Raw genomic sequence first — 25,309 nt, 5'->3', positions numbered from 1 at the left:
AGCGAACTTCTTCACAAACGCATCAAATCATAAAGCCTTTCTGCGATGTAGTACCTTTGTGGGCATGGGTGAACTACAACCAAAAAAACATCAAGGAAGCTGGAGCATGTGTCCCAAATGCCAAGGACGTGGTAAAAAAAGCCAACGCATACGCAAGAAAGCAAAATTGCGCTATCAACAAGCACTGATAGACTTTAAAAAGTCCAATGGAGCGACTGAGATCCCCACACCACCTAAAGGCCACCTGACCACTTGTTCCCACTGCTCAGGATCTGGACTATTGCCTGACGAAAAAGCACCTGAAGCTGATACAGAACGCTACCCACATGTAGCCATCATAGGTGGCGGTATAGGCGGTACCGCTTTAGCTGTAGCTTGCCTGCATCGCGGGATACCGTTCACGCTATTTGAACGCGACGATAGTTTTGACGCAAGATCCCAAGGCTACGGACTCACCTTGCAACAAGCAAGTAAAGCGATGGATGGTTTTGGCATCACCTCTCTTAAAGACGGCGTGGTTTCTACCCGTCATGTAGTTCATCATACAGACGGAACGATTTTAGGAGAATGGGGCTTGAGAAAATGGATGGAGTCCAATGAAACCTCAGAAGCTAAGCGAACAAATATTCACATCGCCAGACAATCTTTGCGACTGGCCTTACTACAACAACTAAAAGAATCCCAATCCATAAGATGGGGACATCAACTAGTAGCACTCCATACTGGCTCTGATTCCATTGACTTGAGTTTTCAATTCAATGGAACGCTAAAAAAAATTAAGGCAGGTATGGTCGTAGGAGCCGATGGAATACGAAGTGCAGTGCGAGATTTTGTACTAGACACTAAAGCGCCCTTACAATACCTTGATTGTATCGTTATCTTAGGAATTTGTCCATTGTCTAGACTTGGCGATTTTGATAGTGAATTGCTAGATTCGGCTACAGTTTTTCAAACAGCTAATGGTCAGGAACGCATCTATATGATGCCTTATAATAAAGATTCCATCATGTGGCAATTGAGTTATCCCTTAACAGAGAAAGAAGCGAAAGCCCTGAGTTCGCAAGGTTCATTCTCTCTAAAAGAAGAAGCGCATCGCATCACGTCCTCCTGGCACCATCCCATACCTCAAATCATAGAAGCTACTGCTGTGAAGCAAGTATCTGGATATCCCGTGTACGATAGAGAACTACTTCAACTAGAACATTTAAAAAATTGCGGAGCAGTGACCTTATTAGGTGATGCAGCGCACCCTATGAGTCCTTTTAAAGGTCAAGGAGCAAACCAGGCCTTGTTAGACGCCCTATCGCTTGCACGGGAAATCACTAAAGGCTGCCAGCCGGGATCTAGTAAAAAAAGTGATGACTTGAGGAAACATGTGCTTCAACCTTTTGAATCTGAAATGATGAAACGTAGTGCCCGTAAAGTCAAAGATTCTGCTGCAGCGGCTCAATTTTTACATTCTGATATTGTCTTACAAGAGGCCGATGCTCCTCGAGGGCGGATGCTAAAGTAAATTAGTAAATAGAAGTTTTAGAACTGAATTTTTGAAATGACTTATTCGTTGAAGTTAGAAATGCTTCTTAAACCTTCCTTCACTCCATCATATTTGCTCTAACTTTCCCGATAAATTGCAAATCCTTTGAACGAAAAATTCAAACAATTAGAATTATTTCTTAAGAGCACCAACTTTGATCGTGGTATACGCTTGGGAGTTGCGATTGCAGTACCTTTTGGCGTCTTGTATCTTCTAGGTCTTTTTGAATATGCTCCCGCCGTGGTTGTAGGAGCGTTTTTGAATGCTCCTGGTGATGTACCTGGAAGTTACAAGCGTAAGGTAAACGCCATTTTAGTAAGTATTTTATTGACCATGGTCATCACGACCATTATTCTGTTTTTGAAACCCTTTTTTCCTTTTTTATTGGCAGCTATTGCGTTGATCACCTTCTTAGTAGCTCTTATCTCTGTTTATGGATTTAGAGCTTCTCTGGTATCATTTTCTGGTTTGCTGGCATTAGTGATTGCATTTGCAGTGCAGAAAGAGTCAGCTGTGGAAATTTTGCTTCAAGTAGCACTAATGGGCATAGGTGGGCTATGGTACTTGATAGTCTCTATGGTTTTTCAAAGGTTGTCGCCTAAAAAGGATGAGAATCAGCTGTTGTCAGATACCCTACTCTTACTGGGAGAATACTTAAAACTGCGAGGTAAATTACTCTCTAAGAAAGAGAAAAGAGATGATCGCTTAAAGAAAACCTTTGCGTTGCAGACGCAGATCAATGAAAAGCAAGAAACCTTACGAGAAACCTTGCTCACCGCCCGTAAGCGTTCTGGGAGATCTAGGTATGAAGAAAAACAATTGTTGATATTTTTGTCTTCCATCAAAATATTTGAGCTTATTGAAGCGAAGCATTTGAATTATGAAATTATTGATGACGTTTTTGAAGACCACAAACGATTTCTAAAAGCCTCTAAAAAGCTGAACAAGGTCATGGGGAATCACTTGATCCGTCTTGCGGAACTGCTCATACAAAAAGACAAAATACCTAAGAAGAATGTCCTTTTGCACGCTTTGGCGAAAGCCAATACCTCCATAACAGATTTTATAGAGGTAGTGAAGTTACCTGAAGCACGTGAAGGTGCATTAATCCTTAAAAATTTATACGATTATCAAGAACAATTGCTACAAGAAATAAGAGCGATCAGGCGGGTGATGGCCAATGTTAAGGATGCCTCGAGAGTGTCTTTGAAAAGGCAGGATTCCAGCAAGTTCTTGACCTTGCAGGAATATCGATGGAACGTGCTGTGGCAAAATTTAAACTGGAAATCTAACATGTTCCGGCATTCTTTGCGCCTCACTATAGCCATGGTTTTTGCCTATGCATTAGGTTACTTTTTTGAGATTCAAAATACCTACTGGATCTTGCTCACCATTATTGTAATCATGCGACCCAGCTATGGACTCACTAAGGCGCGCTCAAAAGATCGTATCATCGGTACGCTTATAGGTGCAGCGATTGCTGTAGGAGTCGTGTTACTCACGCAAAACACGGTAGTCTATGCACTGCTAGCTTACTTCTCATTAATCCTAGCCTTTGCCATGTTGCAGCTTAATTACAAGTCTGCAGCAGCGTTGATCACGCTTAGTATTGTCTTTTTGTATTCACTTATAAATCCAGATGCTTTTGAGGTGATTCAATACCGCGTTCTCGACACTGTGATAGGTGCTGTCATTGCTGTAATCGCTAACTATACGATTTTGCCCAGTTGGGAAGCAAACACATTGAAGCCTAAATTGCTCAATGCTCTTGAAATGAATAGAGAGTATTTGCTGGCCACTCAGAAATTGTATCAAGATCGCACTGCTTATAAATTACCGTATAATCTGGCCAGAAAGAATGCCTTTTTAGCGGTAAGCAATTTGAACGCTGCCTTCCAACGATTGACTCAAGAACCAGAATCAAAGCGAAAGGAATTTCAATTGATATACGAAATGGTGACGCTCAATCAAACCATGATCAGTGCTATTGCCTCCATAGGTAATTTTATCATCAATCATCAAACGACACCTGCTTCTGAAGGTTTCAATACGTTGCTGCATAAAATAACCAATGCGCTGCAACGATCTGTAGATCGTTTAGATCAAGAACCTTTAGATTCTAAAATGGAAGAAGAAACCATTGAAGAGGCCCAAGAAAGCTTATTAGAGAAATATGAACAGCTGTCTAATCTACGGGATGAAAACATCAAAAAAGGAAATACAGAATTAGATACGGAAACCCTTCACAGGTTGCAGGAGGCCTATCTGATTGCCAACCATATGAATTGGTTAGAATCCCTATCCTCTAATTTAGAAAAAGCAACAGAGAGGTATGGCGTATCCTTGCAGGAAACCTGATTTAATACCCAGCTCTAGGTGCATCCTATCAAATTCACTCTTTCCCTCCTAGAAAGGGAACAAACCTAAATTCGCCATAAGTCGTCTTTGAAAAGTCAGTTTCAGAATTGCGCACGACTAGCGTCATTATTTGATGATCTACTCCCACGGGAATCACAAGCCTGCCTCCTATTTTTAATTGGCTCAATAAAGCATCTGGAATTTCTGGTGCGCCACAGGTCACGATTATGGCATCAAAAGGCGCCTCTTCAGGCAGACCCTTATAACCATCACCAAACACAAACTTACGTGGACGGTACTGTAGTTTTCTAAAAAGAGAGCTGGTACGTTTGAACAATTCGTTTTGGCGTTCAATCGTATACACTTGTAATTTCATTTCTAGAAGAACAGCACATTGATAACCGCTACCAGTCCCTATTTCTAGAATCTTATCGCCTGGTTGTACGCGCAATAATTCGCTTTGAAAGGCGACCGTGTAGGGATGCGAAATCGTTTGATCTGCCCCTATAGGAAATGCCTTGTTTTTATAGGCATGTTCTAAAAAGGAACTGTCCAGAAACAAATGACGTGGCACTTTATTCATTGCGTCCAGCACAGTAGTGTCCGCAATGCCCTTATCGCGCATCAATTGAACTAGATGGCGCCGTTTCCCTTTATGTATAAAATCATCCTTGATGACACAAAAGTAAAATTACGACCTCAAAACTTGTGGTTTTCTACAACCTATTTAAACGTACTTATTCACAGCTGTAGTAGTTGCAATGTTCAAAAAATCAAATGCCAGATGGTCGATTAGAATTTTGAATTTAGATGCGTTAGGGATTGAAGTGAAAAGCCCACAGTCCCGCCACAAGCGGGACGAGGACTTGCAACGTAAAGCCCGACTATCCCGCCAAAAGCGGGATGGAAACGCCCAAAAAAACAAAACTCACAGACTCACAGCTCAAAGACTCATCAACTAACCATCTAAATCCCTATTTTTGTGGGAAACACACCATTTATGTTGAAGGCAGGCGTTCTAGGCGCAGGACATTTGGGAAAAATCCATTTGAAATTATTGCAGCAATCCGACCGCTATGAGCTAGTCGGTTTTTACGATTCTAATCCAGAGTACGCACGAGAGGTAGAAGCCTCCTTGGGATACACCTATTTTCCTGATATAGACGAGCTCATCGCAGCCTGTGACATGATAGATGTAGTCACTCCTACCACCTACCATCACGAGAGCGGCAAGAAAGTTCTAGAGGCTGGAAAGCATTTATTTATTGAGAAACCCATAACGGTTACCGTTGCAGAGGCTCAAGAGTTAATATCGCTTTCGCGAAAGCATAATGTCAAAGGGCAAGTAGGACATGTTGAGCGATTCAACGATGCCTTCAGGACTGTGCAAGACCGCATTGAAAACCCGATGTTTATTGAAACGCACCGTCTGGCAGAATTTAACCCGCGAGGAACAGATGTGAGCGTGGTATTAGACTTAATGATTCATGATATTGACGCTATTTTGAGCGTCGTGAAAAGTCCTGTGAAGTCCGTAAGTTCTAGTGGGGTGAGTGTCATTTCTGAAACTCCAGATATTGCTAATGCCCGTATCGAGTTTGAGAATGGTTGTGTGGCTAATTTAACAGCCAGTAGGATCAGCCTAAAGAAAATGCGTAAGGCCCGGTTTTTTCAACGGGATGCCTACATATCAGTAGATTTTCTAACTAAAAAAGTTGAGGTGGTCCGCATGAAAGATGCTCCGGAAGTTCCAGGAGATTTTGATATGATTCTACAAAATGCAGAAGGCATCAAAAAGCAAATCTACTTTGACAACCCTGATATTGAAGAATCAAACGCCATTTTAATGGAGCTAGAAACCTTTGCAGATGCCATTGAAAACAATACCAGACCTATCGTTAATCTAGAGGATGGAACATCTGCATTAGATGTCGCGTTGAAAATTATAGAGAATTTCAAATCGCTTTAGAAACGAAGTCTGAATTACACATCATCTCAGTTCGAGCGCAGTCGAGAACAGCTGTGTAGTTCAAATCAATCTTAATACTTTGTACATAACACATAATACTATAAAATGAAAAATATCACAGTCATCGGCGCCGGAACCATGGGGAACGGCATCGCACATACCTTTGCACAATCCGGTTTTCAAGTTTCTCTAGTGGACATTTCACAAGAGAGCATTGATCGCGGTCTTTCTACCATTGGTAAAAACCTGGATCGAATGATCGCTAAAGAGAAGATTTCTGAAGCAGACAAAAAGGAAACCTTAGATAACATCCAGAGTTTCACATCACTTCCTGATGGCGTTAAAAATGCAGATTTGATTGTTGAAGCTGCGACTGAAAACCTGGACTTGAAATTGAAGATTTTTAAGCAAATGGACGAGTCTGCTCCGTCTAATTGTATTCTTGCGACTAATACCTCTTCCATCTCCATTACTCAAATTGCAGCAGTAACTTCAAGACCTGACAAGGTCATTGGGATGCACTTTATGAATCCAGTACCGATTATGAAGTTGGTCGAGATCATTCGAGGATACTCCACCAGCGATGAAGTGACAAACACGATCATGAAATTATCTGAGGAGTTAGGGAAAACTCCTATGGAGGTAAATGACTATCCTGGATTTGTAGCGAACAGGATTTTAATGCCTATGATCAACGAAGCGATTGAAACTTTGTACAACGGTGTTGCTGGTGTGGAGGAAATCGATACCGTAATGAAACTAGGAATGGCACACCCGATGGGGCCATTACAATTGGCAGATTTTATAGGACTAGATGTTTGTCTTTCCATCCTCAACGTGATGTACGATGGCTTTAAGAATCCTAAATATGCTCCATGTCCGCTATTGGTGAATATGGTCATGGCCGGCAAAAAAGGTGTGAAATCCGGAGAAGGTTTTTATGATTATTCAGAATCTAGAAAGGCAGAAAAAATCTCAAACGCATTTAAAAAATAGTTATGAGGAATATTCTGCTTGTTTTTATCGTCGCTTTGATTTCAAACTCATGTGTTGATTCTGATCGAATAAGGAATGTATTTAATGCCAAGGATCCTGTAGGTATGCCTGTGATGAAAAGCAGCAATGAAGAGTTTTTATCTAAAGTTGAAAAAATCGTTCAAGTTGAGGATGTTAATATTGGTTTTGAGTCAGGAACAAAAAATGGAAAATCCTTTTTAGGCTTTACTATACAGATAAACGATCCGAACCTTAATATAGGTGAAGAGCAAAAAACGCAGAGTTTGGCTGATGAAATAGAGCGTGTAGTAAATCAAGAAATATTAAACTTGAATGAGTACGATCTTTACAAAGTCATATTTACCTCTAAGGAAATTGATGGGTCTATTGAAAAAAGAAGACAAATTATAATTACTAAAATGCTTTAAAAAATAGTTTCTTCAGGAACCAACCATGGTAAACTGCTTTTCAATTTTTGAAGTATAAATCGATAATTAAATGCCAACAGTAAAACCCTTTAAAGCCACCAGATCCACTCCTGACAAGGCAGCGCACTTGATATCGCGCAGTTATCAGGATTACTCTGTGGAAGAATTGGAGATGCAGCTCAAGTACAATCCCTTTAGTTTTCTGCAAATTCTAAATCCGGGTTACAAGTTCAGCCATGAGATTACGGGTGAGGAACGTTTCAACCTAGTACGCAACCGGTTTCTAGAGTTTAAGGAAGAAGGTTATTTGATGCAGGAAGAACAACCTGCATTTTATATCTATGAGAATACAGACCCGCATCACAGCTATACGGGTATTATCGCTGGGACCAGCGTTGTAGACTATGCAGATAACAAAATCAAGAAACACGAGGACACCCTTAGTCATCGCGAGATTCTTTTTAAGGATTATCTTAAAATTGTAGGCTTCAATGCAGAGCCTGTTTTGCTCACCTATCAAGATGATGCAGAAGTCAATAGGATCATCGCTCAAGTCAAAGATACTTTTCCAGTTTACGATTTTGCCACTACAGATTCTAACAGGCATAAAATATGGGCAGTCACTGATCCAGCGATTTGCAGCATGATTGAGAAGCGATTTGCTGAGAAGTCTGAGCTATATATCGCAGATGGTCACCACCGCAGTGCGAGCTCTCATTTGCTTTCACAAGAAATGGGCGATCAACACGAGAGCTACAATTACTTTATGAGTTTTCTTATTGCTGAAAGCCAACTCAACATCTATGAATTCAACCGGATGGTGACAGACCTTAACGGACTTTCTAAAGAGGCATTTTTAATCCAGCTCGATCAGCATTTTAGAATTAAAAATCATGACTTGGAAATTTACAAACCATCTAAAAAGCACCATTTCTGCATGTATCTGGATGGGGAGTTCTATAGCTTGTACCTGCGCAAGGACATCCATAAAATAGAAACGCCGCTCGACGATCTCGATACACAAATGCTCTATGATTTGATTCTAAAACCCATTTTAGGTATTGAAGATTTACGCAACGACAATCGCATCGATTATAGTTATGGAAAGTCAGACCTATTAGTTATGAAAAGTAAAATCGACAAAGGAGCTTACGCAGTCGGTTTTGGACTTTTCCCGGCTACTGTAGATCAAATGAAGTCCATCGCAGACGCAGACCTTAAAATGCCCCCTAAAAGCACTTACATCCGCCCTAAATTACCCAGCGGATTCATCATTTACGAATTTGAAAATGAGTAAAATAGCAGATCAAATAGTTCGCTTTCGCGAAAGCGTAGAGCCACAAGCCACTCTAGTAGCCGTCAGTAAAACAAAGCCTAACAGCGACTTGCAAGAGGCTTATGATGCGGGCCAGCGGCACCTGGGTGAAAATAAGATTCAGGAAATGACCGAGAAATGGGAAACGCTGCCCAAAGACATTCATTGGCACATGATAGGTCACACGCAGCGTAATAAAGTCAAGTATATGGCGCCATACGTTCATTTAATTCACAGTGTGGACTCGCCTAGACTGGCGAAAGAAGTGAATAAACAAGCTAAAAAGAACGATCGAGTCATCGATTGCTTACTTCAAATGCACATTGCGGAAGAGGAGAGCAAATACGGATTTGACAAAGCGGAATTATCGGAGTTCTTGAAGTCGGATGCGTTTAAAAGTTTGGATAACATTCAAATCAAAGGACTGATGGGAATGGCAACTTTTACAGACGATAAAAATCAAGTGCGTAAAGAGTTCAAAACCTTGAAAGCTCTTTTTGAAGAAATCAAAACAGGCGATGTATTAGCAGATCGTCATGACTTTACAGAACTTTCCATGGGGATGACTGGAGATTATGAAATTGCACTTGAAGAAGGCAGCACGATGGTGCGCATAGGAAGTGCAATTTTTGGGAGTCGGGATTGAATTAAGTTTTAGAACAAACCTTTTCTCGACCTGCCTGCTGCAGGCAGGCTGCCGCTCGAAACAGGTAACGGAAGCATTGGGTCCACCGCAGCAGCTGGTTAGAGCTTGTAGGTAAGAACGAGCGAAATAACTCTAAGTATTTATTTCACCCCAGAAGAAGGTTCGAGTGATAGTAGAGGTCGAGCAGGACTCTATTGAATTACATCTGCTGCCACTCTGGAGAAAAATACGTGCTCCTACCGCCTAGTTTTACCTTTTCAATCTCGCAGTCAGTGTGATGGCACTTTGCTCCTTTTTCTCTAAAATGCATTAAGAAATCCTCAGGGAAATCGCTGTAATGAGCATCCTTCTCAATGGCCACCTCGATAACCTTTTTCATGGCATCAAACACTTTTTTAATATCAGCCTCATTCATCTCTTCCACTTTCTTTTTGGGATGCATTCTAGCCTGATATAAAATTTCATCAGCCATCCAGTTTCCTACGCCTGCAGCCACGCGTTGATCTAGTAAAACTTTTTTTATGTGCGTTTTACGGGTTTCTAGAGACGCCTTAAAATCTTCAAAACTTAAGTCTCTCGCATCATCACTTAAACCATGTTCTTTTTTAAACTCTTCAACCGAATCTATTAAATCCCACCAGCCGAATTTCCTTTTGTTTTCAAAAGCGAAATGGAATCCGTTTTCAAAAGTCAAAACTATGTGCCCAAACTTAGGCCGTTCTTCCTCTGACTTGTAATAATTAGGCCGTCCGGTCATCCCAAAATGCAAAACCAAGATCTTATCGCCCGTAGTCACTATAAATAGGTATTTGCCTATTCTTTGAGTTTTAGAAAGCTCCTTACCCAAAAGATGTTTTTCAAAATCGGCAAGGGGTTGTTTCAACAAGCGCTGATCCCTACAATCAAACTGAGTTATCTTTTGGTGCAGGCTGGTGCTATCGATGTAAACTTTGTAACCATGGACTTCTGGTAATTCAGGCATGCTTTTTCTTTTGAAAATAATAGATATTACAAGGAGTCTTCTACCATTTGATAATTCCTTAAGAAATCAAGCACTTTTTCCTCAGGCATTTCACAAGGTTTACAGACACCTCCAGAATCTAGTCTGTAATAATTGAGACTTATAAAATCGGTACCGCCCAGCTCTTCGGCATACAATTTAATGCTTTTACCATTATTAAAATCGGTTCTGGTGGTTCCGTACTTTTTATTACGATACAGTACTACTTGATATCCTTGTTTTAGTAAAAGTAATCTCTCGTGCATCCTATTATTAAGCTCCTTACTGGTATCCAGTCTTATAATTTACTAAGCTACGATCCATTTGACCGCAAAGCAAAAAACCCAACTTTCTCAAGTTGGGTTTTTGATTTTCTATTCCGGTGCTGTATTATCTCTTCATGACCTTACTTAGATCATAACCGGCAAATTTCTTCATATATCCTCGCACAGAACTCCCATAAGCATCGCGACTGCGACCTCGACCATTTGATCTGAGATATTTCTTAACACCACCTACACCGCTTAAATGAGCTGCTGCAAGGATACCACTTTCTGTGACTTCTACACCTCCTATTTTTTGACCATCGTATTTCTCGATATAATCTTCTAATAAGTCGTGATTGTAACGCAAATTCTTAACAAAGACCTTTTCCTGTAATTTAGGAGAATTCAAGAATGTCAAAGAATCACGTACCCCAAAAAGGCGCAACGTGGACATCCCAAACTGGTACTTACCTAAATAACCCAACGAATTCACAACGCCGTATTTTCCTTGGCTTTCTTTGAAAGCAAGTGCTTCTCTGAAAGAAATAAAAGAATCTGGACGGGAAGTAGCAAGAGAATAATATCTCAAGTCTTGGGTGAAGGTTTCAAAATCTTCCTGGTTTGGACCATAGAAGATAGGCTCAGCGCTGGATAGGAAAGTCATTTTTGACTCCTGGTGTGCAGCAATACTCTTAGTACTCAAGTTATCCTTTTTGAAGACAAAAAAACCTGCGATCAAAACGACTGGATAAGCTAGAAAGTTTACAAAGTGTGTTCTCATAAGTTACTATTTCGAAAGTTGCTGTCACTCTTTCTAAAAGCGCTGCAAATTTACGACATATATCATGTTTCAACACAAAAGAGTGTTAAACAGTAACTTAGGGGTTTTTAGGAGGTGCGAAAGTGCTCTTATACGCCATGAACAGTAGGCTCACAAAACTTAAAATTGACCTACTTCTTTAAGAAATATTTATGTTTTTGATGTAAATTCCTACAATTGTTTAAAACGATGAAAGGCTAAAACGTCAATTTTCAACTAGCGGTTGATATTCTGCTGTTGAATCCATTTTCTATATTCTGCGGCATTGGCATTATGCTGAGCTAGGTTTTTTGCAAACTTGTGATAACCAAAGTTTTGCACATCTGCGACGAAGTAGTAATAATCATGTTTTTCAAAATTCAAAACCGCATCGATCGCGTTTAAATCTGCAGTAACTATAGGCCCTGGAGGTAATCCTGAATATTTGTAGGTGTTATATTTACTGTCAAGTTCTAGATCTTTATATAGGACACGTTTGATCACTTGGTCAAAATCACCCTCCAATAGTTTTTTAGAATAGATGACAGTAGGATCTGCGTCTAGTTTCATACCGTCTTTCAATCGATTCATATAAACACCAGCTACCTTAGGGCGCTCATCTGCCTTTGCTGTTTCCTTGTGCACTATTGAGGCCAGCACAGTAATTTCTTGAGGGCTCAATCCTATTTTTTGAGCCTTAGCTAGACGAGCTTCATTCCAAAAGTTCTTATAAGCGTTCAACATACGGTCTCTATAGGTAGTGGCGCTGCTGTTCCAGTAAAACTCATATTGATTAGGCAAATACATGGTCAATGCATTTTGTTGGGTAAATCCATTCTGCTTCAAGAACGTTGAATCTCTCATCGCTTGAATCAAAGAGGCGCTGTCTGCCTCAATTTGTAACGCTATGCGTCCCGCAAGATTTTCTAAGCGCTCCTGATTGTTGAAGCGTATATTCAACGGTATATTTTTAGAGCGCACCGTATTGATAATATCGTTATTCGACATGCCTGGCTTCAAAAGAAACCGGCCTGACTTTACATTTTTCACATACCCCTTACGCACGGCGGTTTGATGAAATTCATCTCGATCTGCTACGGCATCTGCAATAATTAAGAAAGCTTGATTGTAATCAGCACCTGTCGGGATCAACACTTCATAAGTGTCTGTGGTGAAGTTGGTATTAGGAGTAAAGAAAGTGCTGTAGACACGGTAGGCAAAAACTGCCATTACTACTAGTCCTACTAATACCACACCTAGGAGTATCTTTTTAAAATTATTCATTGATCAGTTGATACATAGTTTCGTCCTTAAATCCATTTTCTGTTGCAATCCAGTCTGTTTTTGTTCCGCTTTCGCGAAAGCGTAATTTCTCAAATAATTTTCTGCTCGCCAGATTATCAGCAGCGATACCAGCATACAATTGGTGCAACCGCAGTCTATTAAAACTGTAGTCAATCATCATTTGCAAACCTGCACTCGCAAAACCTTTTGATCTATCAAAGTCTTGAGGTATCACGATACCCACACCAGCGCGTTTGTGATAAGGATCAAAATCATAAAGGTCTACCACTCCTACTATGGTGTCATCCTTCTTACAAATCGCCATACGCAACTGCTTGACTTCATAAATATCGCGGTGCGCGTTTTCCAGATATTCTCTAATAGTAAACTTGGAATAAGGCGTTAAAGTGTGTCCTACATCCCATATCGCTGGATTATTCTCCAACTCATAGATGTAATCTAGATCCTCTGGATCCACCGCACGCAGTTTACAAGTTTCAGTTTGTAGGATCATAGGACTATGGTTCCTTTAAATACTTGTACAGCAGGACCGGTAAGCCAAATATTCTCATAACCTTGCGGTGTGGGTTCAAAACTCACTTTCAAACTTCCACCTGGGGTTTCTAATGTTACCTCTTGTGATTGAGTCTGTCCTGTTTTATGCATGGCAAGTGCTACCGCGGTGACTCCAGTACCACAACTTAAAGTTTCATCTTCCACCCCACGCTCGTAGGTGCGTACCTTAAATACACTTGCGGTTTGCGATTGTACAAAGTTAATGTTTGCTCCAGCAGCACCGTACAATTCATTACGCAAGTAGCGCCCTTGAGTAGGTACGTCCACATGATCGACATTGTCTGTCAATTCTACATGATGAGGAGATCCTGTATCCATAAACACATGTCCATCAAACATTTGTAATGAATTCACATTTTTCATTTGTAGACTGACTATATGATTATCAAACAATCGAGCTTCATGTAATCCATCAATCGCCTCAAATGTAGCCGTTTCATTTACAAGCCCTAAAAACTGAGCAAAACTGACCACACAACGACCGCCGTTACCGCACATGCTGCTTTCATTTCCATCTGCATTGAAATAAACCATTTTGAAATTGTGTAGTCTATGTTCTTGAAGGAGGATGAGGCCGTCAGCACCTATGCCAAATTTTCGGTCGCAGAAGCTCTGGATAAGTTTGGTATCTTTTTTGGAGAACTCTTCCTGACGATCATCAATAATGATAAAATCGTTGCCTGTACCTTGATATTTATAAAATGTAATGGAATTCATCTTGCAAATGTAAGAGGAACGCTAAAAATACCGCTTGTTAAATACGGGTTAATACAGGATTGAAGTACAATGAAATTAAATTTTAAAAGTTTACAAATTATAAAACCCTATTTATGAATTCAATACTTAAAACCATGGGTGCCGCAGTTTTAGGCGGTACCATTATATTGGGATCGTACAAAATCTTCATAGAAGATAGTCCTGAATCCCAAATCCAAATAGGCAACACTGAATCTTTTCTACCTGTAACTCCCGTGAGTTATGAGGAAAACACCTCTATAGCCGGTGTAGATTTTACTGAAGCTGCTGAAAAAACAGTCCATGCCGTTGTCCACGTAAAGAACCTAACGGTTTCTAGAGGCAGGCCTACCATGAGAGATTATATGTACGGTAGAGTCCCACAGCAACAAGCTATAGGTACTGGTAGCGGCGTTATAATAACTAAGGATGGATATATTGTCACCAATAATCACGTGATTGCTAATTCCTCTGCACTTGAAGTGACCTTGAACGACAATCGTACTTACAAGGCCACGGTGGTAGGTACAGAACCAACTTCTGATATTGCCCTAATAAAAATTGAAACTGATGCAGACTTGCCTTTTGTCGCCTTTGGCGATTCAGATCAAGTGAAGATTGGAGAATGGGTACTCGCCGTTGGGAACCCGTTCAATTTGACTAGCACTGTGACCGCAGGAATTATAAGTGCCAAAGGACGTGATCTCGATGTGCGAGATAGTACCCCACAAAGTTTTATTCAAACTGATGCTGCGGTAAACCCGGGAAACTCTGGTGGAGCCTTGGTCAATACTCGCGGTGAGTTGGTAGGTATCAATACTGCCATCCAGTCGCCTACTGGATCTTATACTGGTTATTCTTTTGCGGTACCTTCTAATAATGCCCGTAAAGTGATACAGGATTTGATGGAATTTGGCTTCGTACAAAAAGGAATGCTGGGAATTTCGGGAGGTCAAATTAATGGTAAAGTAGCTACAGAAATGGGCTTGAGCAGCAGTGAAGGTATTTATGTGAGCGAGGTTGTAACCGATAGTGGTGCTGATATGGCGGGATTGAGAAAAGGCGACATCATTACCGATATTGATGGCGTTCGTATGAAATCGTTTGCTGATTTGACTGGTTATGTAGGCAGTAAAAATCCAGGTGACCGTGTAACCGCTCGAATTTTGAGAAACGGTAAGGAGCGTGATTTAGAAATCGAAATCACTAAAAATTCTACTGTGACCATTCCTGCTTTAGAAATGGACTTGAGAGATTTAAATAGTGATGAAAAAGAAGAGTTTCAAGTCAACGATGGTGTCCGTATCGTTGGAACTCAAGGAAACCTTGCTAGGTATGATATGACTGGATATGTTCTTACTAAAATTAACGACAGGTCAGTAAAGAACGTGGAAGACCTTAGATCGCTGATGCAAAAAGTAACTCCTAATGAAAGTTTAATCATAGAGTTAAAAAATGCAAAAGGTGAAACAGAAAGATTACGATTGATCGCTGATTAAGCCTACTAAATAGTACAAAAGCCCGACGCATAGATCGGGCTTTTTTATGACCTATATTTAAAAGGTTTATAATCTTTTGGAGTTCGCTTTCGCGAAAGCGAAAAAAACACTACCATATTTTACGAAAACGTTGGAGAAGACTATTTTTGCAAAAAAAATAATTTCATGAGTCAAGTAGATATCTACGAAAAAGAACTAGCATTTCAAACCGATCGCCGGCGCGCTGCGGTAGCTTTCATTAAAGCGGTTAGTGATCTATGGTACGATAAGTCCATTGAATTGGTATTGTTTAGAAATCAATTGATCGATCGCAATGTGAGCGAGATCATCAACTTGCATGAATATGCTGGCGAATTTGTTCAAAAGCCTATTTCCATTTTTGATAGCGTTGAGATCGCTCAAGCTATTCTATCATTGGACCTTCCACCATCAAAGTTGGATATTGGTAAATTGACTTATGAATACCATCTAGAAGAAAATGAACTGCAAGAAGCTACTGCTTTTGTTTCTAAAAAATTAGGAGATGCCAAAGGCACAGAAGAAATTACTCCAAAAGATGTAGTGCTTTACGGTTTTGGTCGTATAGGCCGTTTACTGGCTCGTGAGTTGATGACTAAAGCTGGTAAAGGAAGTCAATTGCGATTGAGAGCAATTGTAACTCGTGGTGCAATTACAGAGAACGTTCTTGAAAAAAGAGCTTCTCTCCTAGCCCAGGATTCCGTTCATGGTAATTTTTCTGGTACTGTTAGTTATAATGTTGATGATGAGTCATTAATAATTAATGGCACCACTGTAAAAATCATCAGTGCAAATGCTCCAGAGGATATTGATTATACCGCCTATGGTATTAATGATGCCTTGATCATCGATAACACAGGAGCCTTCCGTGATGATCAGGCGTTGAAAAGACACTTAAAAGCAAAAGGAGCGCATAAGGTATTGCTTACTGCCCCTGGAAAAGGGATTCCTAACATTGTTCATGGAGTAAATCATCTAGATCACTCCCCAGATAATGTAGATATTTTCTCAGCAGCCAGTTGTACGACAAATGCGATTACTCCAGTATTGAAAGCGATTGAAGATAGTTTTGGCGTGGTAAGTGGTCATCTTGAAACCATTCACGCTTATACTAACGATCAAAATCTAGTAGATAACATGCACAGCAAATACCGTCGCGGTAGAGCTGCTGCTTTAAATATGGTAATCACTGAAACTGGAGCCGGTAGCGCTGTAAGTAAAGCATTGCCTTCTTTTGAAGGAAAGTTAACTTCAAATGCGATTAGAGTACCAGTGCCTAACGGTTCCCTGGCTATTTTGAATTTAGAGTTGGAAAACACCACAAGTAAGGATGCGCTGAATGCCACATTAAAGAAATATGCGCTTGAAGGTGATCTGGTAGAGCAAATCAAATACAGTATCGATAATGAGTTGGTTTCTACTGATATTGTAGGTTCTAACGCACCGTCGATTTATGATTCTAACGCTACTATTGTGAGTGCTGATGGTAAAAAAGTTGTCGTTTACGTATGGTATGATAATGAATACGGTTACAGCCACCAGGTGATACGACTCGCTAAGTATATCGCTAAGGTGCGCCGATTCACCTACTATTAACATTGGAAATTCTAGGAACAACTATTGCTTTCAGATAACCCCTAGAGTTTTAAGATAGAGCCACCTTATTAAAGGTGGCTCTATTACTTTTGAGAAATTTGAAGTTTGCTTTATCCTGTGGCTCGTAGTTTTTTCTTAAGAATTTTACTTGCCTGAGTGTAGCCACCATTATCTCCATCTAAAAAGTGAATATGGTAATCATCGATCGCTGTTACATAACAAGACAGAATACTGCTTTTACTAGAATAAAAGCCATAGCTGATCTGTTGATTGCGTTCCATATTATCCAGCATTTCAAAAAGCTGTTCCCTCTGTTCAATAGAACCTGTGATGACCGTATTGATGGAACCATCAAGCAACAATACTTCCGTCAATTGTATCAGCTCTGTTAAATAATTTCGGCCTTTTTCTGTAAACTTGATGTATAGCTTCCCAAACATCGACCTAGCGAAAGAACTGATCATTTTTCTAAGGTCAGAAGTAGCATATTTTATTTTAACTTCATTTTTAAGTTGGTTAAATCGGTTCACCATCTTTAGGTGTTTTAGCGAGACTGGATTACGCTCTGTGTCTTCTCCATAAATCTCATCAATTCGTTTCAAAATAGCGCTGTAAGCATCGTGCTGATAAAGCACGTCAGTTGCGTGTATGATTAAGGAAAGCACCTCGTTCTCATCTTTAGGTGGAGATATTTTGTCCCATTTGCATTCCATGCCTTCTAGATTGAGCATTCTCGTTTGTAACTCCTCTATTCCGAAGTCTTGTGGTTCATTTCCCTTAATTTCGTTTTCTGCGCGCTGTAAGGCGTCGCCTACAATCAGTGGCATGACATGGTATAAATTCCTCTTGAATTTACTGATGTGCAGCTGACAACCTTGAGACCTCATTTGGTGCACGGTGCGATAGCCTACTCTCAGGTGAAAGCCAAAAGATGTCAAACACCTTTCGCGATGTAGGCTTAACGCATGAAGGCAATCTTGCAGAATCTTATCAGGAATCAATAATGTAGCCCCATCACCACCAAAGAAAAACGGAATTTCTAATCCTGCATCTCTTGAAATATTGATACAGGCAACAATACTACCAGTAGCAGCTAAATTTACTTCCTGCTGCCTACCATTTTTTACGGCATCGGTAGAATTTTCAACATCAGTCACTACAATGTTCCAGGCGTCTGGAACCTTAGAAAAGGATCTAGGATTTGAATAAATTTCTGGCAACGCACCAGTAAAAACATGCAAATCTGAATAAAAATAGTCCGTTCTATCAATTGTCATAGTCAAACTTACACAGATCGCAATCGATAATCCGTCGAGAAACTCTTAAAATAACAGTCTTAACATTAAGGTATCATTGAACTTGCCATGATCCCGTATTTTTACACAACCCATAAAGGTTCCTATGAAGAATATTTTACTTACAGCTGTGGTGGTAATTTTCGCTTTCGCGAAAGCGAACTCACAAATTATTATTAACGAATTAGACGCCGATACCCCAAGTGTTGATCTAGAAGAGTTTATTGAACTTAAAACAGACAACCCTTTTGAACCCCTTGATGGATACATAATGGTGCTTTTTAATGGTTCCAGCACCTCAAGTACAGGTCAAGGACGCAGTTATTATGTGGAAGACCTGGACGGACTGGTTTCTGACTCCAATGGACTCGTGGTTTTAGGAAGTTCTGATGTGAACCCTGCCGTAGATCGATTATTAGGTGATGGTCGAGGTGTATTCCAAAACGGAGCCGATGGTGTTGCCATATATATAGGTGAACCATCTGATTTTCCAGATTTGACTTTTGCTAGAAACGATCAGACCTTAATCGATGCGCTTGTTTATGGAACTAATGATCCAGATGCCCAAGAACTCTTAGATTTACTGGGCGAGCAAGTTCAATACAACGAAGGCGCAGGTAACAACACAAACTCTTTGCAACGCAAGGCAGATGGTACTTATGAGGCAAAAACTCCTACTCCACACTCCTTAAACGACACGACTGAACCTTCCTATATAGGGTTGAATTTTACCATTATCGCAACAGAAAACTTGAATGAAGGTGATTTTTTCAGTATCGAATTTACGCTCACAAAACCAGCCCCTGAAGATTTTAACTTGAACTTTTCCTTAAGCAATGGAGGTTTTACTACTGCAGATTTTACAGGTATGACAAGCATATCCATTCCAGCCGGTGGAACATCACAAACCTTAGATTTTAATCTGGTCGACGATACCATTGATGAGGGCGATGAATTTTTGAGAATCAACCTAGGTAATAATTTACCAGCGGGCTACAAGAGATTGCGAGACAATGTAACTTATTTAGTTATTGATGATGACTTCCAAGTTTCAAATTATGGAACACCCTTAAACCCTACTTATGGCCTGGTTGCCAGTACAGCGCCAGCAGATTACTACAATTCCCTAGAAAATCTAGCTTCTCCACAATTAGAAGCCGCGATTACGGATATTATTGCTCAAACAGGAGTGGTAAGAGAGCATACCTATGCTGATATTACTACCATACTTCGAGATGCAGATGCCACGCCTACCAACTCTAATAAAGTCTGGTTGCTTTATACCGAAGATGAAATAAGAGACGTCTACTTTCAAGGCAATTCAAACTCTGGAAGTTCTTGGAATCGAGAGCATGTATTTCCCAGATCTCGTGGTGGTTACTTCAGTATAAAAGAGGATGATATTGCAGATGGAATTAATGTCTGGGTAGAAACCAGTGTGGACAGTTTACGTCACGGCAACAGCGATGCCCATCATTTAAGAGCTGCAGATTCCGGTACCAATTCTTCTCGAGGAAATAAAAATTATGGTATAGGAGGCTCATTTTATAATGGCCCTACTGGAAGTCAAGGAAGCTGGCATGGCGATGTGGCACGATCTGCTTTTTACATGGCCTTAAGATATAGTGGGATTGATGTAGTCGATGGAGATCCTGATTCTGGTTTAGGCGAGTTAGGTGATCTAGCGACATTGCTGCAATGGCATCGCCAGGATCCACCAGATGATTTTGAAATGAATCGCAACAATGTTATATATGAATGGCAAATCAACAGAAACCCATTTATTGATGACCCTGAATTAGTAGAATTTATCTGGGGCAACAAGCAGGGTGAAACTTACACGCTTTCTAGCGAAAGCAATACATTAAGCGGTATCGTCATTTATCCTAATCCATCTAATGCATTCTTATTTCTTAAAAACGTGACAGAACCTACTCAGGTACGCATCATTGATGCCTTGGGGAGAACGGCATTGAATCAAGAGATTACCCAAAACGGTCGTATTGATCACAGCCTTTCCAGCGGTATTTATTTATTGCAAATGAGTAATTCAAAAGGATCCGTGACTAAGAAGATCGTAGTTCGATAAATAGATCGATCTATTTTTTGAAAAGAGTCTATCCTCAATCTGGGATGGACTCTTTTTTTTGACTTACTTTATGGCTATGAAAACTATTCTTTACTTCCTAATCATCATTTCTTTTACGACTGTTGATGCCCAATTTTTATTAGTTCCAGATCAAGTATTTGATGGTGTGGAAACACATAAAGACTGGGTCGTTTTGATAGAAGGTAATAAGATCTCTCAAGTGGGCAGACGAGCTGCCATCAAAATTCCTGTGGGAACTGAAGAAATTTTACTTTCTGGAAAAACCTTGATGCCTGGAATTATTGAAGGTCATTCCCATATTTTGTTGCATCCCTATAACGAGACCTCTTGGAACGATCAGGTGTTAAAAGAGTCGCCAGTCGAGCGATCCATTAGAGCGACCAATCATGTGCGCAATTCGCTAATGGCAGGAGTTACCACTATGAGAGACTTGGGTGCGGAAGGTGCTGGTTACAGCGATGTTTACATTAAGAAAACCATCGATCAGGGCATCATTCCCGGACCTCGATTATTAGTGGCTGGTCCTGCCATCGTAGCTACGGGAGCTTACGGCCCCAAAGGTTTTCACGATGGCGTTACTGTGCCTTTAGGTGCAGAAGAAGCCAGCGGCAATGATGTAATCGCCACCGTGCGACGTCAAATAGGTAATGGTGCTGATTTTATTAAAATCTATGCAGACTACCGCTGGCAAACCGGTGCTCCATCACAGCCTACTTTTTCATTAGAAGAAATTAAAATGATGGTAGAAACAGCAAAAAGCGCTGGAACCCATGCCGTCGCTCATGCCAGTACTCCAGAAGGTATGCGACGGGCTATTCTAGGCGGCGTCGAGACCATTGAACATGGCGATGCAGCGACGCCAGAGATTTATGAGCTCATGAAAAAGCACAATGTTGCGTTATGCCCTACCCTTGCAGCAGGTGATGCCATTTTACAGTACAACGGCTGGAACAAAGCCAGCGATCCAGAACCTGAACGCATTACTCAAAAGAAGAAATCCTTTCAACAAGCTCTAAAAAGTGGCGTTACCATCGCCTTTGGTGGGGATGTTGGCGTTTTTACTCATGGTGAGAATTACCGGGAGCTGGAATTGATGGTAAATTATGGCATGTCTCCTATCGATGTGCTCAAAACAGCAACCTCTGGTAACGCACAGATATTTCACCTGGAACAACTAGGTACCATCAAGAACAATCAACTTGCCGACTTGATCGCTGTAGATGGCGATCCTACTCAGGACATCAAAGCCATGCGCCAGGTGTATTTTGTTATGAAGGATGGTGTGATTTATAAAAATGAGAATTGAATAAAGTTCGCTTTCGCGAAAGCGAACTCTTATCTTTGCTACTGCTACTTAGATAACACATGGATAACAACGATATTTTAAGACGCCTGCGTTACATTCTCAACTTGAGCGACGATGCCATGATGGACATCTATGCTAAAGGCGGTGAACCCGTTTCTAGAGCTGAAGTTAGCGACTGGTTGAAAAAAGAAGAAGATGAAGCCTTTGATGTAGTGATTGATGAAAATCTGGCAACATTTCTCAATGGAGTCATCGTTAATTATAGAGGCAAACAAGAAGGTCGCACGCCCGTGGCGGAGGTTGTTCTCGATAACAACATTATCCTGCGTAAACTCAAAATAGCCTTCAATTTTAAAGCGGAAGAAATCGTTTATTTACTGCGTCTAGGCGGTCAAAATGTAAGCACGACGGAGTTGAGCGCATTTTTCCGCAATCCGAAACATGCGAAATACAAACCCCTCAATGATCAATATTTGCGTAATTTCCTGACAGGATTCCAAAAGCAACGCGATGCGCAAAGAGCAAAATTGTAGTCCCTATTTTCAACTTTTATCACACATTTTTAACCTTAGACAATACTATCCTATGAAATATCTTTTCGTTTTATTCATTGGCTTCATTTCCTTTAACGCTCAAGCCTATGATTGGGGCCAAACGGGCCACCGCGCTACAGGAGAAATAGCAGAGCAATATTTGAACAAGAAAGCACAAAAAGCTATTGCTGATCTTCTAGACGGTCAATCGCTGGCCTTGACCTCCACATATGCTGACGAGATTAAAAGTGACGATGCCTACCGTGCTTATGGCCCATGGCATTATGTCAACGTACCTTTTGATAGTACCTATGAGGAACACCCACACAACGATCGTGGCGACATTATTCAAGGCATCGATAAATGCATTGAAGTCCTTAAATCATCTTTAACAAGCAAGGAAGACAAAGCATTTCACTTGCGCTTATTAGTTCACTTTATAGGCGACTTGCACCAGCCTATGCACGTAGGTATAAGTGAAGATAAAGGTGGTAATGATTTTCAAGTGCGCTGGTTCAACGATGGAACAAACTTGCATAGCGTTTGGGATACTAAAATGATTGAGAGCTTCGGAATGTCTTATACGGAGTTAGCTGATAATATGCCACATTTAACTAAAAAAGAACGCGAGGTTATGGCGGCTGGAACCCACCGGGACTGGATGAAAGACAGCCGTGTTCTTGTTAAAGACGTGTACGCAAATACTGAAGTAGGTGAAAAACTAGGCTACCGCTATATGTACGATTACATGTCTACCGTTCGCAACCAGCTGCAGAAAGGTGGCGTCCGTTTAGCGGCATTGCTCAATGAATTATTGGGTTAGGCGGCAACCCTTCATATACTGACCCACTTAACTTGTCAGAAGTTCGCTTTCGCGAAAGCGAACTCCACATCCATTGTTTTGCAAACAAGAAGAAAAGAACAAGCCTCGATATTTAAAATCTGATTCGCGAAATTCAATAGATGTGCTTACCTTTTGATGGCCTAAAGCAGTTGTCATGAGCAATTACCATATCAAAGGATTAGAAGAATATTTTCAAGTATACCGTAAGTCTGTCCAGCAACCAGAACAATTTTGGGCAGAAATTGCTGAGGAGAATTTTGTCTGGCGCAAACGCTGGGATCAGGTACTGCAATGGGATTTTCATAAACCTGAAATTCAATGGTTTCAAGGTGCTCAGCTCAACATTACTGAGAATTGTCTAGACCGGCACCTCTATGCCCTAGGCGACACGACGGCGATTATTTTTGAGCCTAACGATCCATCAGAGCCTGCACAGCATATTACTTATAAGGAATTGCACTCTCGGGTTTGTAAAATGTCCAATGTTCTTAAAGATCAAGGCATACAACGCGGCGACCGTGTATGTGTTTATTTGCCCATGATTCCAGATCTAGCGGTGACGATGCTCGCCTGTGCTCGCATAGGTGCTGTACATTCGGTTGTTTTTGCTGGGTTTTCTAGTACCGCCTTGCAAACTAGAATTAATGATGCGAGTTGTAAAATGGTAATTACCAGCGACGGCTCGTATCGTGGCACCAAAAGTATAGATCTTAAAGGTATCCTAGACGAGGCTTTAAAGGAAACGCCATCAATTGAAAGTGTCCTGGTCGTGAAACGCACAGGAACCGAGGTTAAAATGAAAGAAAATAGGGATCATTGGCTTGAACCACTATTGGAAAAAGCATCTGACCATTGCCCCATTGAAATGATGGAGGCGGAAGATCCACTTTTCATTCTCTATACATCAGGGTCTACAGGAAAACCTAAAGGCATGTTACACACTACCGCTGGCTACATGGTATATAGTGCCTATACTTTTAAAAACGTCTTCCAATACCAGCAGCCAGATGTTTACTGGTGCAGTGCAGACATAGGTTGGATTACCGGACACAGTTATATTGTGTACGGGCCATTGCTGAATGGAGCTACAAGTCTTATGTTTGAAGGTGTACCTCAATACCCACACTGGGGAAGATTTTGGGAGGTTATAGACAAGCACAAAGTCAACCAATTTTACACTGCTCCAACATCGATCCGTGCATTGGCTAAAGAAAACCTAAGCCATGTAGAAAAATACGATTTGAGTTCGCTAAAAATTCTAGGAACCGTAGGGGAACCTATTAACGAAGAAGCCTGGCACTGGTACAACGATAATATTGGGAAGAAAAACTGCCCTATTGTAGACAGCTGGTTCCAGACGGAAAACGGTGGTATCATGATCAGCCCTATTCCATTTGCCACACCTACCATCCCCACTTTTGCTACCTTACCGCTGCCGGGAATACAGCCCGCATTAATGAACAAAGATGGTGAGGAGCTCAAGGGCAACCAAGTCTCCGGGTTTTTGTGCATGAAATTCCCATGGCCAGGAATCGCTCGCAGTATATACGGCGATCATGATCGGTTTAAAGAAACTTATTTTACCGCTTTTCCAGGAACTTACTTTACTGGCGATGGCGCTCTAAGGGACGCTACAGGATATTATCGCATTACTGGCCGAGTAGATGATGTCATCATCGTTTCAGGTCATAATCTGGGAACAGCGCCTATTGAAGATGCCATCAATGAACACCCTGCAGTTGCAGAAAGCGCTATCGTGGGATACCCACATGATATCAAAGGCAATTCGTTATACGGCTACGTGATTCTTAAAGAAACTGGTGAGGATCGCAATCACGACAACTTGCGCAACGAGATCAACCAACTCATTTCAGAACGCATAGGTGCGATTGCCAAAATGGAAAAAATTCAGTTCACTTCTGGACTTCCTAAAACCAGGTCTGGAAAAATCATGCGACGCATATTACGCAAAATTGCTTCTGGTGAGATGGATGAATTGGGAGATATTTCCACGCTATTGAATCCTGAAGTGGTTCAGGAGATTATAGATACAAGATTGTAAATGCCTGTTACCTTAGTTTTGCAAAGCAGAAATATTTGATTAAAATGTCAAAATTGTCAAACTATTTTTTGAAATAAATTAAAAACTGCGATTCACCACCAAAAACTCCCATCTTTACATCATGAGTCCTAATATTCATT

23 protein-coding genes are annotated in these 25,309 nt (G+C 40.8%); 15 read left to right on the top strand and 8 right to left on the bottom strand.

What is annotated here, in order from left to right; genetic code table 11:
- Nucleotides 1-64 precede the first annotated feature (64 nt).
- Both NMS_RS09735 and NMS_RS09730 read left to right on the top strand, forming a co-directional pair.
- The gene (locus tag NMS_RS09735) at nucleotides 65-1,513 is read left to right on the top strand and encodes an FAD-dependent oxidoreductase (RefSeq protein ID WP_041496535.1); all 1,449 of its coding nucleotides are present in this window, start codon (nucleotides 65-67) and stop codon (nucleotides 1,511-1,513) included.
- A gap of 126 nt (nucleotides 1,514-1,639) precedes the next feature.
- Nucleotides 1,640-3,892 carry an FUSC family protein gene (locus NMS_RS09730; RefSeq protein ID WP_041496534.1) on the top strand — a complete coding sequence of 751 codons (2,253 nt, stop codon included), beginning with the start codon at nucleotides 1,640-1,642 and terminating at the stop codon, nucleotides 3,890-3,892.
- 34 nt (nucleotides 3,893-3,926) lie between these two features.
- Here the strand turns inward: NMS_RS09730 and NMS_RS09725 are convergent, their stop codons facing one another.
- A complete protein-coding gene (locus NMS_RS09725) occupies nucleotides 3,927-4,568 on the bottom strand; it encodes a protein-L-isoaspartate(D-aspartate) O-methyltransferase (RefSeq protein ID WP_041496533.1) in 642 nt (213 codons plus the stop codon).
- Nucleotides 4,569-4,653: 85 nt separating this feature from the next.
- Between NMS_RS09725 and NMS_RS09720 the strand changes: the two genes are divergently transcribed.
- From NMS_RS09720 to NMS_RS09695, 6 genes are all read left to right on the top strand, one after another.
- On the top strand, nucleotides 4,654-4,854 hold the full coding sequence (locus NMS_RS09720; protein ID WP_041496532.1) for a hypothetical protein: 201 nt from the start codon (nucleotides 4,654-4,656) through the stop codon (nucleotides 4,852-4,854).
- Nucleotides 4,855-4,892: 38 nt separating this feature from the next.
- Entirely contained in the window at nucleotides 4,893-5,861 is a 969-nt protein-coding gene (locus NMS_RS09715) for a Gfo/Idh/MocA family protein (protein WP_041496531.1), read from the top strand.
- Nucleotides 5,862-5,966: 105 nt separating this feature from the next.
- Entirely contained in the window at nucleotides 5,967-6,857 is an 891-nt protein-coding gene (locus NMS_RS09710) for a 3-hydroxyacyl-CoA dehydrogenase family protein (RefSeq protein ID WP_041496530.1), read from the top strand.
- A gap of 2 nt (nucleotides 6,858-6,859) precedes the next feature.
- Nucleotides 6,860-7,285, top strand: a complete 426-nt coding sequence (locus NMS_RS09705) for a hypothetical protein (protein WP_041496529.1) — start codon at nucleotides 6,860-6,862, stop codon at nucleotides 7,283-7,285.
- Nucleotides 7,286-7,355: 70 nt separating this feature from the next.
- Nucleotides 7,356-8,582, top strand: coding sequence for a DUF1015 domain-containing protein (locus NMS_RS09700; protein ID WP_041496528.1), 1,227 nt, complete (start codon nucleotides 7,356-7,358; stop codon nucleotides 8,580-8,582).
- On the top strand, nucleotides 8,575-9,246 hold the full coding sequence (locus NMS_RS09695) for a YggS family pyridoxal phosphate-dependent enzyme (protein ID WP_041496527.1): 672 nt from the start codon (nucleotides 8,575-8,577) through the stop codon (nucleotides 9,244-9,246). Before NMS_RS09700 ends, NMS_RS09695 begins: the two co-directional genes overlap by 8 nt.
- 199 nt (nucleotides 9,247-9,445) lie before the next feature.
- On the opposite strand, the gene NMS_RS09690 is transcribed toward NMS_RS09695, so the two are convergent.
- The 6 genes from NMS_RS09690 to dapF form a co-directional block, all read right to left on the bottom strand.
- Nucleotides 9,446-10,228, bottom strand: a complete 783-nt coding sequence (locus tag NMS_RS09690) for an Fpg/Nei family DNA glycosylase (protein ID WP_041496526.1) — start codon at nucleotides 10,226-10,228, stop codon at nucleotides 9,446-9,448.
- 26 nt (nucleotides 10,229-10,254) lie between these two features.
- A complete protein-coding gene (locus NMS_RS09685; RefSeq protein ID WP_041496525.1) occupies nucleotides 10,255-10,512 on the bottom strand; it encodes a hypothetical protein in 258 nt (85 codons plus the stop codon).
- Between the two features lie 124 nt (nucleotides 10,513-10,636).
- Nucleotides 10,637-11,293 (bottom strand): hypothetical protein, encoded by a 657-nt coding sequence (locus NMS_RS13530; RefSeq protein WP_052476889.1) that lies wholly within the window; start codon nucleotides 11,291-11,293, stop codon nucleotides 10,637-10,639.
- A 255-nt stretch (nucleotides 11,294-11,548) separates the two neighbouring features.
- Nucleotides 11,549-12,595, bottom strand: a complete 1,047-nt coding sequence (gene mltG, locus NMS_RS09675; protein WP_041496524.1) for an endolytic transglycosylase MltG — start codon at nucleotides 12,593-12,595, stop codon at nucleotides 11,549-11,551.
- A complete protein-coding gene (locus tag NMS_RS09670) occupies nucleotides 12,588-13,109 on the bottom strand; it encodes a GNAT family N-acetyltransferase (RefSeq protein ID WP_041496523.1) in 522 nt (173 codons plus the stop codon). Before NMS_RS09670 ends, mltG begins: the two co-directional genes overlap by 8 nt.
- Nucleotides 13,106-13,888: a diaminopimelate epimerase gene (dapF, locus tag NMS_RS09665; RefSeq protein WP_041496522.1), complete on the bottom strand. Its 783-nt coding sequence runs from the start codon at nucleotides 13,886-13,888 to the stop codon at nucleotides 13,106-13,108. Before dapF ends, NMS_RS09670 begins: the two co-directional genes overlap by 4 nt.
- Before the next feature lie 113 nt (nucleotides 13,889-14,001).
- Between dapF and NMS_RS09660 the strand changes: the two genes are divergently transcribed.
- Nucleotides 14,002-15,405 (top strand): trypsin-like peptidase domain-containing protein, encoded by a 1,404-nt coding sequence (locus NMS_RS09660; RefSeq protein WP_041496521.1) that lies wholly within the window; start codon nucleotides 14,002-14,004, stop codon nucleotides 15,403-15,405.
- 165 nt (nucleotides 15,406-15,570) lie between these two features.
- On the top strand, nucleotides 15,571-17,019 hold the full coding sequence (locus NMS_RS09655) for a glyceraldehyde-3-phosphate dehydrogenase (protein WP_041496520.1): 1,449 nt from the start codon (nucleotides 15,571-15,573) through the stop codon (nucleotides 17,017-17,019).
- 110 nt (nucleotides 17,020-17,129) lie between these two features.
- Here the strand turns inward: NMS_RS09655 and NMS_RS09650 are convergent, their stop codons facing one another.
- Nucleotides 17,130-18,296 carry a DUF3095 family protein gene (locus NMS_RS09650; protein ID WP_041496519.1) on the bottom strand — a complete coding sequence of 389 codons (1,167 nt, stop codon included), beginning with the start codon at nucleotides 18,294-18,296 and terminating at the stop codon, nucleotides 17,130-17,132.
- 124 nt (nucleotides 18,297-18,420) lie between these two features.
- Here NMS_RS09650 and NMS_RS09645 point away from each other — a divergent pair, with 124 nt between their 5' ends.
- From NMS_RS09645 to acs, 5 genes are all read left to right on the top strand, one after another.
- Nucleotides 18,421-20,403 carry an endonuclease gene (locus tag NMS_RS09645; protein WP_052476887.1) on the top strand — a complete coding sequence of 661 codons (1,983 nt, stop codon included), beginning with the start codon at nucleotides 18,421-18,423 and terminating at the stop codon, nucleotides 20,401-20,403.
- A 76-nt stretch (nucleotides 20,404-20,479) separates the two neighbouring features.
- Complete coding sequence (locus NMS_RS09640) at nucleotides 20,480-21,730, top strand: amidohydrolase family protein (RefSeq protein ID WP_041497638.1); 1,251 nt, start codon at nucleotides 20,480-20,482, stop codon at nucleotides 21,728-21,730.
- Nucleotides 21,731-21,789: 59 nt separating this feature from the next.
- Complete coding sequence (locus NMS_RS09635; protein ID WP_041496518.1) at nucleotides 21,790-22,263, top strand: YehS family protein; 474 nt, start codon at nucleotides 21,790-21,792, stop codon at nucleotides 22,261-22,263.
- A 52-nt stretch (nucleotides 22,264-22,315) separates the two neighbouring features.
- The gene (locus NMS_RS09630) at nucleotides 22,316-23,086 is read left to right on the top strand and encodes a S1/P1 nuclease (RefSeq protein WP_041497636.1); all 771 of its coding nucleotides are present in this window, start codon (nucleotides 22,316-22,318) and stop codon (nucleotides 23,084-23,086) included.
- A 175-nt stretch (nucleotides 23,087-23,261) separates the two neighbouring features.
- A complete protein-coding gene (gene acs / locus NMS_RS09625) occupies nucleotides 23,262-25,169 on the top strand; it encodes an acetate--CoA ligase (protein ID WP_041496517.1) in 1,908 nt (635 codons plus the stop codon).
- Nucleotides 25,170-25,309 lie beyond the last annotated feature (140 nt).

Origin of the sequence: Nonlabens marinus S1-08, assembly GCF_000831385.1 — a bacterium.
In the GTDB taxonomy this organism is placed as follows: domain Bacteria; phylum Bacteroidota; class Bacteroidia; order Flavobacteriales; family Flavobacteriaceae; genus Nonlabens; species Nonlabens marinus.
This window is presented reverse-complemented; position numbering and strand designations above follow the sequence as displayed.

Bases quoted from the DNA above. Each gene is read 5' to 3' on its own strand.
- NMS_RS09735 (WP_041496535.1), top strand. From the start codon at position 65: ATGGGTGAACTACAACCAAAAAAACATCAAGGAAGCTGGAGCATGTGT.
- NMS_RS09720 (WP_041496532.1), top strand. From the start codon at position 4,654: ATGTTCAAAAAATCAAATGCCAGATGGTCGATTAGAATTTTGAATTTA.
- NMS_RS09715 (WP_041496531.1), top strand. From the start codon at position 4,893: ATGTTGAAGGCAGGCGTTCTAGGCGCAGGACATTTGGGAAAAATCCAT.
- NMS_RS09710 (WP_041496530.1), top strand. From the start codon at position 5,967: ATGAAAAATATCACAGTCATCGGCGCCGGAACCATGGGGAACGGCATC.
- NMS_RS09705 (WP_041496529.1), top strand. From the start codon at position 6,860: ATGAGGAATATTCTGCTTGTTTTTATCGTCGCTTTGATTTCAAACTCA.
- NMS_RS09700 (WP_041496528.1), top strand. From the start codon at position 7,356: ATGCCAACAGTAAAACCCTTTAAAGCCACCAGATCCACTCCTGACAAG.
- NMS_RS09695 (WP_041496527.1), top strand. From the start codon at position 8,575: ATGAGTAAAATAGCAGATCAAATAGTTCGCTTTCGCGAAAGCGTAGAG.
- NMS_RS09690 (WP_041496526.1), bottom strand. From the start codon at position 10,228: ATGCCTGAATTACCAGAAGTCCATGGTTACAAAGTTTACATCGATAGC.
- NMS_RS09685 (WP_041496525.1), bottom strand. From the start codon at position 10,512: ATGCACGAGAGATTACTTTTACTAAAACAAGGATATCAAGTAGTACTG.
- NMS_RS13530 (WP_052476889.1), bottom strand. From the start codon at position 11,293: ATGAGAACACACTTTGTAAACTTTCTAGCTTATCCAGTCGTTTTGATC.
- mltG (WP_041496524.1), bottom strand. From the start codon at position 12,595: ATGAATAATTTTAAAAAGATACTCCTAGGTGTGGTATTAGTAGGACTA.
- NMS_RS09670 (WP_041496523.1), bottom strand. From the start codon at position 13,109: ATGATCCTACAAACTGAAACTTGTAAACTGCGTGCGGTGGATCCAGAG.
- dapF (WP_041496522.1), bottom strand. From the start codon at position 13,888: ATGAATTCCATTACATTTTATAAATATCAAGGTACAGGCAACGATTTT.
- NMS_RS09660 (WP_041496521.1), top strand. From the start codon at position 14,002: ATGAATTCAATACTTAAAACCATGGGTGCCGCAGTTTTAGGCGGTACC.
- NMS_RS09655 (WP_041496520.1), top strand. From the start codon at position 15,571: ATGAGTCAAGTAGATATCTACGAAAAAGAACTAGCATTTCAAACCGAT.
- NMS_RS09650 (WP_041496519.1), bottom strand. From the start codon at position 18,296: ATGACAATTGATAGAACGGACTATTTTTATTCAGATTTGCATGTTTTT.
- NMS_RS09645 (WP_052476887.1), top strand. From the start codon at position 18,421: ATGAAGAATATTTTACTTACAGCTGTGGTGGTAATTTTCGCTTTCGCG.
- NMS_RS09640 (WP_041497638.1), top strand. From the start codon at position 20,480: ATGAAAACTATTCTTTACTTCCTAATCATCATTTCTTTTACGACTGTT.
- NMS_RS09635 (WP_041496518.1), top strand. From the start codon at position 21,790: ATGGATAACAACGATATTTTAAGACGCCTGCGTTACATTCTCAACTTG.
- NMS_RS09630 (WP_041497636.1), top strand. From the start codon at position 22,316: ATGAAATATCTTTTCGTTTTATTCATTGGCTTCATTTCCTTTAACGCT.
- acs (WP_041496517.1), top strand. From the start codon at position 23,262: ATGAGCAATTACCATATCAAAGGATTAGAAGAATATTTTCAAGTATAC.